The sequence below is a fragment of the Emticicia sp. W12TSBA100-4 genome, assembly GCF_040253585.1.
In the GTDB taxonomy this organism is placed as follows: Bacteria; Bacteroidota; Bacteroidia; order Cytophagales; family Spirosomataceae; genus Emticicia.
Window position 1 is genome coordinate 56,250 of record NZ_JBELAU010000020.1, and the last position, 14,229, is coordinate 70,478.

The following is a 14,229-nucleotide window of genomic DNA, read 5'->3' on the forward strand; positions in this document are numbered from 1 at the left end:
GTTTTTTGCATACTTTTGCTGTATGAAAATCCTTTCATTCATATTATCCATGTACGTACTTATACTTTCGTGTCTGCCTTGCGGAGATGTGGAAGACTGTAAAGTAGTGGATAATGACAAAATAGCTTTTTCAGAAACCAATCATACTAACCACCAAGAAGATACTGAAACTTGTTCACCTTTCTGTATTTGTGCTTGTTGTGGTACAAATATTGTCTTAAATTTTTCATTTTCCCCTCTCATTTCAGAGATAGCACAATGTTTTTTATCTGAAAAAGGGAAAATCAATTTCTACAATACTTCTTTTATTTCTGATTTCTACGGAAACATCTGGCAACCGCCCAAAATCTAATTCTTGAAAATTATTGCCATTTCTACTTGCTGATATTTTACTCAGCAGGATTCTTTGCTTATGGCTATCTATGAATTTTTTCAAAATTAGATTTAAAATATGTTAGATAAAATCATCCATTTTTCTATCCATAATAAATTTATTGTGGGTCTATTTACTTTGGCTTTGGTATTAGTTGGTATTTATAATTTAAGCCGACTGCCCATTGATGCCCTGCCCGACATTACCAATAATCAGGTACAAGTTATTACTACCGCTCCTACTTTGGCAACTCAAGAAGTGGAACAGTTTATTACTTACCCCATCGAACAAACGATGAAAACGATTCCTAAAATCGTAGAAATGCGTTCTTTAAGTCGTTTCGGATTAAGTGTAATTACCCTTGTTTTTGAGGAAAACGTAGATATTTATTGGGCAAGACAACAAATGAGCGAAAAGCTAAAAGATGCTGAAAGGCTTATTCCCAAAGGAGCAGGAATCCCCGAATTAGCCCCCATCACTACTGGACTGGGAGAAATATATCAATATGTAATTTATGCAAAAAAAGGTTATGAAAGTCAATACGATGCTTCAAAACTACGAAGCATTCAAGATTGGATAGTCAAACCACAATTGCTTGGTACGGCAGGAATTGCCGAAGTTACAACCTTGGGAGGTAGCCTAAAACAATACGAAATTGCAGTGCAGCCCGACCGACTGAAAAGTATGAATACCACCATCACTGATATTTTTGAGGCTCTCGAAAAAAACAACGAAAATACAGGGGGTGCATACATCGACAAACAACCTTATGTTTACTTTATCAGAGCTTTGGGCATGGTAAAAACTATTGCTGACATTGAAAAAATAGTAGTTAAAACCAATAATGGAATACCCATTCTGATTCGTGATGTGGCAAAAGTGCAAGAAGGGTCAGCTTTGAGATATGGAGCTGTAACCAAAGACGGTAAGGGCGAAGTAGTTGGAGGAATGGTACTGATGCTCAAAGGCGAAAACTCATCAGCGGTAGTTAATCGAACAAAGGCGAAGGTTGAACAAATCAGAAAATCATTGCCCGAAGGTGTTTCTCTTGAACCATTCATAGACCGTACAAAATTGGTTAATAATGCCATCAGTACAGTGGAAACCAATCTTTTTGAAGGAGCTTTAATTGTCATTTTTGTATTGGTTTTACTACTCGGCAATTGGCGTGCTGGTTTGGTGGTAGCTTCTGTAATTCCTTTGGCACTACTTTTTGCCGTAATAATGATGAATTTATTTGGTGTAAGTGGCAATTTAATGAGCTTGGGAGCAATAGATTTTGGTTTGATTGTAGATGGTGCGGTTATCATTGTAGAAGCAGTCATTCACCGATTACATCTGAATAAAGAAGGGCGACTCTCTGCCGAAGAAATGGATGAAGAAGTTTTACACGCATCAACAAAAATCAGAAGCAGTGCTGCTTTTGGCGAGATTATTATTCTGATTGTTTACCTACCCATTTTGGCATTGGTTGGCACAGAGGGAAAGATGTTTAAGCCAATGGCTCAAACAGTTTCATTTGCTATTTTGGGAGCATTCATTTTGTCACTTACTTATGTTCCGATGGCTTCTGCCTTGTTTTTAAGCAAAAATATTAGTCATAAAAAGAACATTTCTGACAAAATCATAGATTTTATTTATCGCTTCTACCAACCAATTTTAGAGAAAGCATTGCAATTAAAAACAATTATTTTGAGTGCTTCTATTGCTCTATTTTTGATTGCACTATTTATTTTCAGTCAAATGGGTGGTGAATTTATCCCTACTTTGGAGGAAGGTGATTATGCTATCAATTTCAGAAACGCTAATGGTAGTTCTTTAAGTATGAGCATCGAAACATCCACTAAATTACAAAAACTACTTAAAACTAAATTTCCAGAAATAGTAGAAGTAGTTTCAAAAATTGGTTCTGCTGAAATACCAACTGACCCCATGCCCATAGAAACTGGTGATATGATTATCATTTTGAAAAGCAAAAAAGAATGGACAACCACCAAAGATTTCTATGAATTGGCTGATATGATGAAAGAGGAAATGGAGAAAATACCTGGCGTGAACTTTGAGGTTTCTCAACCGATTCAGATGCGTTTCAATGAATTAATGACGGGAGTTAGAAGCGATATTGCCATTAAGATTTTCGGAGAAGATTTAGAAAAATTGGCAGCAACGGCCAATAATGCTGTTGGTTTAATTGGCAATATCGAAGGTGTTGCAGACATCAAAGCGGAACAAGTAACAGGTATGCCACAAATCACAGTTCGATATAACCCCGATAAGTTGGCATTATATGGGCTAAATGTGGGCGATTTGAACAAAGTGGTACGTACAGGTTTCGCAGGGCAAGCCACAGGAACGGTTTATGAAGGTGAAAAACGTTTTGATTTGGTTGTCAGACTTGATAAAGATTTTCGGCAAGATATTTCTAATGTAAAGAACATCTTTGTAAGCCTACCTAATGGCAACCAAATTCCTTTGGAGCAAGTAGCCGACGTAAATTTTGAACAAGGGCCTGCACAAATAAGTCGTGAAGATGGCAGGCGTAGAATTGTGATAGGTCTGAATGTGCGTGGACGTGATGTGAAAAGCGTAGTAAACGACATACAAGCAAAATTGGATGCCAAACTCAAACTCCCCGAAGGCTACTATGTAACCTACGGTGGTCAATTTGAAAACTTGATAGAAGCCAACAAACGCCTTGCAGTAGCTGTACCCGTAGCTTTGCTCTTGATTTTTGTATTGCTCTATTTCACTTTTAATTCCATAAAACAGTCTATATTGATTTTTACTGCCATTCCACTTTCTGCCATTGGAGGTGTTTTTTTCCTTTGGTTACGTGGAATGCCATTCAGTATTTCGGCAGGCATTGGTTTTATTGCTTTGTTTGGCGTGGCAGTTTTGAACGGAATTGTATTGATTGGATATTTCAATCAACTTAAAACCGAAGGTTATGATAATGTTTTAGAGAGAATCAAGGAAGGAACAAAAGTACGTTTACGACCTGTGGTAATGACTGCTGCCGTAGCCTCATTAGGTTTTTTACCTATGGCTTTGAGTAGCGGTGCTGGTGCAGAAGTACAAAAACCTTTGGCTACTGTTGTGATTGGTGGTTTAATTACGGCAACATTGCTCACCTTAATTGTATTACCAATTTTGTATTTGCTATTTGAAAAAGGGATAAAAAAGCCCAAAGTTCCCAAAATTGCGTCTATCATAATTTTGGGGTTCTTGTTTTCGGGTGGCTTTGCTCATGCTCAAACACCACTTAGTTTACAGCAAGCCATAGATTTAGGAACAAAAAATAATAGTTTAGTACAAGCCAATGAATTGGCAGTCAAGGTGCAAAATCAGCTAAAACCAACGGCAAAGGAGCTTCCCAAAACCAATGTAAGTGCCATGTTGGGGCAGTACAATACCCGAAGTTTTGACCAAAATTATAGCATTTCGCAAGGATTTAGCCCTTTTCAGTTTCAAGCAAAAAAAATACTTATCAATGAAAACATCAAAAGTAGTGAGCTGAAATTGATAATAACTAAACACGACATTGCTTTTCAGATTCGCCATTCTTGGAATACCATTTTGTATTTGATGGCAATTAATCAATTATTGGCTAAGCAAGATGATTATTTGCAACAATTTGTAAAAGCAGCAAATCTAAGACTCAAAACTGGTGAAAGTACATTGTTAGAAAAAACAACTGCCGAAACCAAGCAACAAGGGTTAGTTCAAGTCAGAAAGCAGAATGAAAGTTTGATTTTAAGTGAAAAAATTAGACTAAAAAACATTTTGAATATTAAAGACGACTTTACAATTGTCGAAACCGACTTTTTTCCGTCAAAGGCGATTATATCAGATACTAATTTTATCAATCAAAACCCTGTTTTAGCATTGGCAATACAACAAATTACGATAGCTTCGGCAAACAAAAATGTTGAAAAAGCTCTCGCAAAACCTGAGTTTTCGGCTGGATATTTTTTACAATCGCTCACAGGCATTCAAGAGATTGCTGATAAAACTGTTTTCTTCAACGGTGTTCCTCGTTTTCAAGGTGTGAGTTTGGGTATGAGTATTCCAATTTTCACTAAAGCCACTAAAGCTCGCATTCAAGCATCAGAAACCGAAATTCAAGTCCAACGAAAAAGTTCAGAATATCTCAAAAATCAACTGAATAGCCAACTTTTGCAGCAAATTCAAGAGCAAAAAAACAATCAATCTTTGATGGATTATTATGTACAATCTGCTTTGCCTAATGCTGAAATAATCACAAAAAATGCTACAAAAGCCTATCAAAGTGGAGAAGTAGGTTATGTAGAATATCTACAAAGTTTAGAAACTGTGTTAAACATTCAGCAAAACTATTTGCACGCAATCAATGCTTTCAACCAAAATACAATCAATATTCAATATTTGTTAAACAATTAATTTTAAGCAAATGAAAATCAATCATCAATATAAATTTTTATTAGTTATATTCAGTTTGTTTCTTTTCGTTTCTTGCAATAAAAAAGCCGCAGAAACAGTAACAGAAGAAGAACACCACGACGAAACTGGTGTAGTCGAATTGACACCCATGCAAGTAAAATCAGCTCAAATAGTTTTCGGAATTTTTGAAAAGAAAAACCTAAGTGAAGTTATCACAGCCAATGGATACACCAAACTTCCCCCTCAAAATCAAGCTGATGTTTCGGTTTTTTTGGGTGGAATTATCAAAACAATTGCTGTTATTGAGGGGCAATTTGTAAAAAAAGGGCAGACATTGGCAACATTTCAGAGCATGGAATTCAACAATATTCGTTTAGCAAAAGCCAAATTGACCGAAGAATTGCAGCAAGCCAAAGTAAGCAAAGATTTTTTAGAGTTGGAATTTGCTCGTCAGAAAGAATTGAGCGATGAAAATGTAACGGCAAAAAAAACCTTTCAAAAAATCAATACTGAGCTTGAAACAATCAAGAATAAAATCAAAAATACTGAAAATCAAATAATTATTTTAGACCAAAACCTTTCGCTGGGTGGTAATGACAATGCTTCAATACTTTCTATTGTAGCTCCTATTTCGGGCTATATAACAGAAGTGAAAGTGAAAATTGGGAGTAGTATTTCAGCTAATAATACATTATTCTCCATTGTAGATAATTCTAAAATGCACGTTGATTTGTTGGTTTATGAAAAAGACCTATTCCGTATAAAAGTAGGGCAAAGTGTTCGGTTTGTTTTGACTAATCAAGGAAACCAAGAAATTATCGGACGGATTTTTAGTGTTGGAAAGGCTTTTCAAAATGAATCAAAATCAGTGGCAGTTCATGCCGACATCAATAATTCTACGATTGGACTGATTCCAGGAATGTATGTCAATGCCTTAATTGATATTGGTAAAAATGATGTAGAAACTTTGCCAATAGATGCTATTGCCAAAGCTGAAGGTAAGGAGTTTATTTTTATTCAAGAAGAACATGATGAAGAGCCAAAGAGCAAAGGACAAGAGGTTGATACGGGTGTTCATTTCAAGCGAATTGAAGTGAAAACAGGAACAACTCAATTGGGGTTTGTGCAAGTAACGCCTTTGCAAGAAATACCTGCTGGAGCAAAAATAGTGGCAAAAGGTGCTTACTATTTGCAATCTACTATGTCGAATTCGGAAGGCGGTGATGAGCATAATCACTAATTTATTTTTTTTAATATAAAATTCAAGACAATGGAACATAAACACATTTATGACAAAGACGGCAAACAACTTTGTTGTACGCAAGAAGAAAAAATCAATATGGTAGCCAATAAACAATTAAAGAAAGAACACAAAGAGGTAGGTTGTTGTGCAATTGATGAACCAAAACACGATGAGCATACCGATGATGATGGACACGGCCATTCGGGAGGAAATGAAAGCACTTTCAAAATGTTTTTGCCAGCCATCATTAGCTTGGCTTTATTACTCATTGCCATTGCATTAGATAATTATTTCCCTCAATCGTGGTTTACAGGTTGGGTTCGGATTATTTGGTATGGTGTTGCTTACTTACCTGTTGGTTTTCCCGTTCTAAAAGAAGCAATAGAAAGCATTGGTAAAGGAGAAGTCTTTTCTGAATTTTTGTTAATGAGCATTGCCACCATCGGAGCATTTGCCATTGGCGAATATCCCGAAGGTGTAGCAGTCATGTTATTTTATGCTGTGGGTGAAGTTTTCCAAACTTTGGCAGTCAAAAGAGCTAAGGCAAATATCAAAACCTTACTTGACCAACGCCCCGACGAAGTAACTATTTTACAAAATAATCAAGCTAAAACTATTAAGGCGGAATCAGTAAATATTGGCGATATTATTCAATTAAAAGCAGGTGAGAAACTGGGTTTAGATGGTGAACTACTTTCTGAAATAGCCTCTTTCAATACCGCAGCATTGACAGGTGAGAGCAAGCCCGATACCAAAGCAAAAGGTGAAACAGTTTTGGCAGGAATGATAAACCTTAATACAGTTTCGCAGGTAAAGGTTACTACTGCTTACAAAGACAGTAAACTTAGCAAAATCTTGGAATTGGTACAAAATGCTACGGCTCAAAAAGCTCCAACAGAGCTTTTCATTAGAAAATTTGCCAAAATTTATACACCGATTGTTGTTTTATTGGCTGTATTGATTTGTATAGTACCTGTGCTTTTTGTTGAGAATTATGTGTTTAGTCAATGGCTATACAGAGCTTTGGTGTTTTTAGTTATTTCATGCCCTTGTGCTTTGGTTATTTCAATTCCTTTGGGCTATTTCGGAGGCATTGGTGCCGCCAGTAAGCATGGTATTCTTTTCAAAGGAAGCAATTTTTTGGACATTATCGCCAGTATCCAAAACGTAGTGATGGACAAAACAGGTACAATGACCGAAGGGGTGTTTAAAGTACAAGAAGTTATTATAAAGCAAGATTTTAATAAAGATGAAATCTTAAAAATGGTCAATGCTTTGGAAAGTCAAAGTACGCATCCAGTAGCAACTGCCATTCATAATTTTGTTGGAGAGATTGACTCGACCATCGAACTGAAAAATGTAGAAGAAATTTCAGGACATGGACTTAAAGCTGAAATAAATGGCAAAGAATTATTAGTTGGAAATTTTAAATTGATGGATAAATTCTCTATCACCTATGATATTGACCCAACAACCATTGTTTATACCCTTATTGCCATTGCTTATGATAAAAAGTTTGTGGGCTACTTAACCATTGCCGACAGTATTAAAGAAGATGCCCAAGAAACTGTGAATAAGCTAAAAGCGTTGGGAGTAAATACAGTAATGCTCAGTGGTGATAAGACCAATGTTGTAAAATTTGTAGCTGATAAATTGGGTATAATTAACTCGTTTGGTGATTTGCTCCCCGAAGACAAAGTAAACAAAGTCAAAGAATTGAAGACTCTCAATGAAACCGTATGTTTCGTTGGCGATGGTGTAAACGATGCCCCTGTGGTAGCATTAAGTAACGTTGGCATAGCAATGGGTGGACTTGGAAGCGATGCTACCATTGAAACTGCTGATGTCGTTATTCAAGATGATAAACCATCAAAAATACCAATGGCTATCAATATCGGAAAACAAACCAAACGCATTGTTTGGCAAAATATCACGCTTGCGTTTGCCGTAAAAGCTGTTGTGTTATTATTAGGGGCAGGTGGTTTAGCAACGATGTGGGAAGCTGTTTTTGCTGATGTTGGTGTAGCTCTATTGGCGATTTTAAATGCTGTTAGGATTCAGAATATGAAGTTTTAAACCATATTTTGAATCGTTAGTTTTTCTCAAAGCATTGTTCTAAATAGAGCAATGCTTTTGTTTTTAGTCCATGTTTAAAATATTAAAACAATATATCTAACAATATTTTTAGATTAATCTAAATTTATATAGATTTGCCTTTCTGAATTGTAAAATAAAAACAAGATGAAAGCAAAATATACTATATTCATCATTTCAATTGGCTTTTTCATTGCTACGGCTTGTGAAAAACTATTGCCAGTTTCTCCAGAAAAAAATACCGTATTAGATGGTACAATTGAAGAATTAACGACTGCTGAAACTACTCAATTTCTTAGAGGTGATGCTGCTTTCACTAAGGTTTTTACTACCAGTACAGGTTTAGGTCCTTTATTTGTATCAAATTCTTGTATCAGTTGTCATGCTGGCGATGGCAAAGGACATCCTTCAACAAGTCTAATTCGTTTTGGACAAACTGACGAAACTGGAAATAAATTTCTGTTGATGGGTGGTCCACAATTACAGCATAGAGCCATTACAGGATTTAACCCTGAAAATATTCCTTCTGGGGCTTCACAAGCCACTTTCATTGCTCCATCTAATACAGGCTTAGGTTTTTTAGAAGCCGTTTCTGATGCTGATATTTTGGCATTATCAGACCCAGATGATAAAGACAATGATGGTATTTCGGGTGTACCAAATTGGATTGAATTAGCCAATTTTTTGACACCAAAACCCAATGCTATTACTAAAAATGGCAAATATATTGGTCGTTTTGGCAGAAAAGCAGGAGCATATAATTTATTCAATCAAACAGTAAATGCCTATAACCAAGACATGGGTATTGTAAGTGCTTACTCCCCAAACGACACATATAGCAGAGAGGCATTAGACCCCGAAATAAGTAATGCCGAAATTGCTGATGTGGTACATTATTTACAAACATTGAAAGCTCCAATTCAAAGAATTGTCGAATCCACAGAAGTAAAGGCGGGGAAGGAATTGTTTGTTAAAAATCAGTGTGGAGCTTGTCATACTCCAAGCATGAAAACGGCAAACTCGACCATTCAAGGATTAAACAATAAAACATTTGCTGCATATACCGATTTGCTCATGCACGACATGGGCAAAGATTTAGATGATAATTATACGGAAGGTTCTGCAAAAACTTTTGAATGGCGTACCACACCACTTTGGGGCTTAGGTTTAGCCAAAGATTCTCAGGGTGGAAAAGTGCATTTAATGCATGATGGACGTGCCAAAAGTATTGAAGAAGCCATTTTATTACATGGTGGGGAAGCACTCAAAAGTAGGCAAAAATATGTAGCATTGAGTAGTAAAGAAAAACAAGAATTGATAACATTTTTAGAAAGCCTATAATATGAAAAGACGTGATTTTATTCGTATAAGCTGTTTGAGTTGCATCGGTGGCAGTGCCTTGACGTTTGCCTTACAAGGTTGTAGTTCAGCCTATTATGCCAAACAAGTTGATTTGAAACAGAATGACTTGGTTATCAAAAAAAGTGAGTTTGTCGAAATAAAGAAAGACAAGCAAAGTATGCGAAATGTAATCGTTGCAAAACATGAAAAATTAGGTTTTCCGATAGCCATTTTTCGTTTGGATGGAGACCAATATACTGCCATTTATTTAGAATGTACACATCAAGGAAATGAAGTGCAACCTCATGGCAATTATTTGGTTTGTGAAGGACATGGGAGCGAATTTGACAATAAAGGAAAAGTAACACAAGGGCCTGCCGAAAAAGCATTGAGAACTTTCGCTGTAAAAACTGACCAAGAAAACATTTATATCAATTTAGCCTAATCAACGATGAAAAAACATTTCGTAATTTTGTTATTTTTATTGGGCTTATTTCAAAATATTTTTGCCCAAATAGATACCACATTATTCAAACGGAAGCCCGTTTATGATTCTACCAAGATGAATATTGATGCCGTGTATAGTCGTCCATTTTTACAAGTTGGGCGTACTCCGTTGGGTGTTGGTGGCTATGCCGAAATGAATACCAATTATGCAATAACTGATGGAGTTGGCGAAGGGCTTTCTTTTCAAATGCGTAGAATGACTTTGTTTTTAGGTGGAAGTTTGCATCAAAAAATAAAATTCATGTCAGAACTTGAATTTGAAGATGGCACAAAAGAAATCAATATTGAATTTTCAGCTCTTGATTTTCAATTCAATAATCTTTTCAATTTTCGAGGTGGTATTATTGTGAATCCGATTGGAGCATTTAATCAAAACCATGATGGTCCAAAATGGGAGTTTAGCGATAGACCGATTTCGGCTACTCAAATGCTCCCTGCAACATTTAGCAATGTAGGGATGGGTTTTTATGGCAAAAAATACAGTAAACAATGGGTATTTGCTTATGAAGCCTATTTGACAAATGGCTTTGATGAAACAATAATTGATAATGAAAACAGTCGAACATCCTTATCAGCCGTCAAAGCTAACAGAAATCGTTTTGAAGAAAGTAGCAATGGAAAAGCTCTTTTTACAGGAAAAATAGCTATTAGAAATCGAAAAATTGGTGAATTGGGACTTTCTTATATGGGAAGCATCTATAATAAATTTCAAGATGATGGTTTTAATTTAGCACCTAAAAGAGCGTTAAATGTATTCGCCATAGATTTTAATACTACTATCAAAAAAATAAAAACATCAATTATCACAGAATGGGCATGGGTAAATGTTGATTTGCCAAGCAATTATGCCGTACAATATGGTAATAAACAAATGGGCGGATTTGTGGATATTGTGCAACCTATTTATAAGAAACTCCTTGCAGGATTCCCCAACTCTACGTTTAATATCGCTTGCCGTATCGAACGAGTTGATTGGAATGTAGGTAAATTTACTGAAACAGGAGATAAAATTTATGACGAAGTTATTTCAATTATGCCTGCAATCAGTTGGCGACCTATTCCATCAACTGTTATTCGTTTTAATTATCGCATTCAAAAACAATGGGATTTATTGGGTAATCCTCCATCGAAAACTGGTGTATTTCAATTAGGAGTTTCAAGTTATTTTTGAATTATATTTCATACATTTAAAAAGTACCTATAACCTTTTCTCCATAATTATATCAATGCTTTCAAATACCCTTGTACTTGTTCGTCTTCAAAAGAGCCTAAATACGCTTCGGTCGTGGCAATATTTGAATGTCCGAGTGATTGACTAATAAATGGAATCGGAGCATCACTTCTTAATAAGATGGTAGCAAAAGAGTGTCGAGCATGATAGGTATTTACATCTCCTTCGATACCCAGCTTTTCAGCAATGCGATTGACCCATTTGTTTGTAATTTTAATTACTTGATGAATTGTGGCTTTTTTATGTCGCTCGTCCATCAACTCATTAATGAATGGAAAAAGATAAGCATCTTGACTTTTATCTTTATTTCCCCACCGCTCAATGATTTCAAAACTTTCAGGGAATAACGTAACAGTTATTTTCTTTTGGTCAGATTTCTTACTATTAGCAGTCTTTTTTCTTATGAATTTCACTTGATTTCCATTTACATCTCCCCAAGTAAGGCGACAAATGTCTGAAAAATTCATTCCATTTGAGAGGTAACTAAAAATCCACAAATCACGGCTTCGTTGCTCAAAACTATCGGGCTGTGCATCATAAGTCATAATTTTTTTAACCTCTTCTTTAGTTAGGGCTTTTTTATCATTTCTGCCTGAAGGTATTACATAACCTTTTTGAGCAAACGGATATAAATCTCGGTTCACTATTCCCTTTCCAATTGCATCATTATAAATAGTGCGAAGTTGTCGCAAATAAATACCAACAGTTGTTTGGCTTGCAGGCATGGACACGCTCCCCTGCTTTTGAGCCATTTTACCAAATTTCAGCATCCATTTTTCATATTTCAATAGAAAAGCGGGGGTGATATGAATAAAATCTAAAAAAGGCTTTTCTATATTACTTTTACTCAAAATTGGCAATTTTAGTTCGAATCGCTCGTCATTACTCAATGATGTAAGGAATCTTTTCAAAGAATTAGCAACAGTTTGATAAAGGTCTGCACTGGAAATTCTTTCATTTTTTAACATCTCTTTTGATTTATTCTCAAGAGCAATAAGTATATTATTGGTTTCCTTATTACTAATTTCTACACTTTCAGTAGGTTTACTAAATAGATACTTAAAGTCTTCAAATGTAAAATCATCACCTAATTTTTCAAGAATAACTTTAGCTCGTTTTAGCGAACTGTTCTCTCCATAGAGTTGGGTGTAAAGGTCGATGAACTTACTATCTCTCAATTTTGAAGACAGTCCATTTTCATCAACATTCCTTTGAAGTTTTGCCCAATCAAGAGAAGATACTTTTATTCCAGTAGTATAAAGCTTCTGCTGACGTTTGAAAGTAGTCAAAATTTTGACCATGCCAATACCCTCAACTTTCATTTGTCGGGTATCTAAAAAAAGTTTTATAGTTGCTAATGCCATGATGTTTCAGAATAAAATATGCAATACAATATGCAATACAAAGGTAGTCAATCAACCTCAAACAAGCATTAACAAGCGAAAAAAAAGGTCAAAAAAGAGCTATTTTTGCACAAAAAAGCTATAAAACGTAGATAAAAGAGGGTATCATAAGGAAAGTTTACATAACTGTTAATCAGAGGGTCGCTGGTTCGAGCCCAGCTTCGGGAGCTGAAAAATAGTCAAAACAACATGAAAAGCAAGGCGAAACCCTTGCTTTTTTGCGTTTCTACATACGATGCACATACAAACTATAAAATGTACATACATACTACCGTACAATAAATAGTTTCAAAAACCAACCCACTCGACTACATTGTAGCCCACTTTTTGAAACCCGTTGTGGTGAACGTCTAAACACTGCAACACAAATGAAAAAAAAATGAGCATCCCCACAGTACGTTTTAGAATCCGCAAAGAAAAGTACACAATCCCAACCCTCCAAGCCTATATCGGTATCTACGGAGAAGAAGCCACAAAATATAGCACGCAAGTAAAAGCCCGTCCCGAACTTCGATGGAATCAGAAAAAGCAACGCTTTGAAGCCAGTACCGAATTGGCACATTCCTACAATCAGATTCTAACCGAAATCGTAACAACGGTAAACAACTGTTTCTTACACATGACCCGTACAGCCCGGACCGTCACGGCCAAAACGCTAAAGAAGGATTTTATTAAAATTTGGGAAAAAGAAAACAAGACAATTACGGTTATGGAATTAATGACCGATTTTCTAAAATTTCAAGACAGTAGAAAACTGGAAATAAAAAGCCGTGAAAAGTACACGTGGGGACACGAACACCTGAAAACATTTTTGAAGAAAAAACACCGATGCGAAGATTTAGAAATCCACAACATCACCGCTCAATTTGGCTACCAGTATTTCAGGTTCTTGACATCGAAAAAAGAACCACTATCAGAGGCCACAGCTAACAGATATTTACAACAGCTTCGGGCGTGCCTAAATTTTGCCATCGAAAACGGTAAGATAGAAGAAAACCCACTGAATTATTCACGGCCAAAAGTCAGCCACGCAAAGCCAAATAAAGCGACCATCACCGAACAACAAATGCTTAAAATTTTTAGGCTCGACGAACTAACCACCACCGAAAGGCATATTGCCGATATTTGCACCTTCTTATTTTATACTACTTATGACCATTGCGATTATTTGGAGTTTAGCCATGAAAAGCACCTGCATTTTGTTGATGCCCAACTCACAATACAAAAGCGGAGATACAAAGAACGCAACAAGGCCGAACCGCTCGTTTGTGTGGTATCGGTCAACAACATACTAAAAAAGATTCTCGACCGAAACAAACCTTTTCCGAAATATCCGAGCCAAACTGTACTCAAAATATTTAAGCGGCTTGCCAGTAGAATAGGCATTGATGCAACCGAAATCGGACTCAAGCAACTGCGGAAAAGTGGTGGTACATTTTACATCAATGAGGGCGTACCGCTCAAAACAGTTTCAGAAAAAATACTTGGTCATACAACCGTAGCCATGACCGAACATTACTACATCAAGATTTTTGCCGAAACTGCCTTGAAGCAAACAAGTCATTTGCAGGAAAGATAAAAACATTTTTTGATTAATAAATAGAAAAACGGATACCTA

At 36.0% G+C, this 14,229-nt stretch carries 9 protein-coding genes; 8 read left to right on the forward strand and 1 reads right to left on the reverse strand.

Annotation, left to right across the window (positions count from 1 at the left end; genetic code table 11):
- Positions 1–22: 22 nt before the first annotated feature.
- From ABR854_RS23635 to ABR854_RS23665, 7 genes are all read left to right on the forward strand, one after another.
- Positions 23–352, forward strand: a complete 330-nt coding sequence (locus ABR854_RS23635; protein WP_350268324.1) for a DUF6660 family protein — start codon at positions 23–25, stop codon at positions 350–352.
- A gap of 99 nt (positions 353–451) precedes the next feature.
- The gene (locus ABR854_RS23640; RefSeq protein ID WP_350268325.1) at positions 452–4,792 is read left to right on the forward strand and encodes a CusA/CzcA family heavy metal efflux RND transporter; all 4,341 of its coding nucleotides are present in this window, start codon (positions 452–454) and stop codon (positions 4,790–4,792) included.
- Positions 4,793–4,802: 10 nt separating this feature from the next.
- Positions 4,803–6,032 carry an efflux RND transporter periplasmic adaptor subunit gene (locus ABR854_RS23645; RefSeq protein WP_255035228.1) on the forward strand — a complete coding sequence of 410 codons (1,230 nt, stop codon included), beginning with the start codon at positions 4,803–4,805 and terminating at the stop codon, positions 6,030–6,032.
- Positions 6,033–6,062: 30 nt separating this feature from the next.
- On the forward strand, positions 6,063–8,111 hold the full coding sequence (locus tag ABR854_RS23650; RefSeq protein WP_350268326.1) for a heavy metal translocating P-type ATPase: 2,049 nt from the start codon (positions 6,063–6,065) through the stop codon (positions 8,109–8,111).
- 165 nt (positions 8,112–8,276) lie between these two features.
- Entirely contained in the window at positions 8,277–9,470 is a 1,194-nt protein-coding gene (locus ABR854_RS23655; RefSeq protein WP_350268327.1) for a di-heme oxidoredictase family protein, read from the forward strand.
- Between the two features lies 1 nt (position 9,471).
- On the forward strand, positions 9,472–9,915 hold the full coding sequence (locus ABR854_RS23660) for a Rieske (2Fe-2S) protein (protein WP_350268328.1): 444 nt from the start codon (positions 9,472–9,474) through the stop codon (positions 9,913–9,915).
- Positions 9,916–9,921: 6 nt separating this feature from the next.
- Positions 9,922–11,148: a hypothetical protein gene (locus tag ABR854_RS23665; protein WP_350268329.1), complete on the forward strand. Its 1,227-nt coding sequence runs from the start codon at positions 9,922–9,924 to the stop codon at positions 11,146–11,148.
- Between the two features lie 47 nt (positions 11,149–11,195).
- Here ABR854_RS23665 and ABR854_RS23670 read toward each other — a convergent pair whose 3' ends face one another.
- Positions 11,196–12,572: a tyrosine-type recombinase/integrase gene (locus tag ABR854_RS23670; RefSeq protein ID WP_350268330.1), complete on the reverse strand. Its 1,377-nt coding sequence runs from the start codon at positions 12,570–12,572 to the stop codon at positions 11,196–11,198.
- A 418-nt stretch (positions 12,573–12,990) separates the two neighbouring features.
- Between ABR854_RS23670 and ABR854_RS23675 the strand changes: the two genes are divergently transcribed.
- The gene (locus tag ABR854_RS23675; protein ID WP_350268331.1) at positions 12,991–14,190 is read left to right on the forward strand and encodes a tyrosine-type recombinase/integrase; all 1,200 of its coding nucleotides are present in this window, start codon (positions 12,991–12,993) and stop codon (positions 14,188–14,190) included.
- Positions 14,191–14,229: the final 39 nt, after the last annotated feature.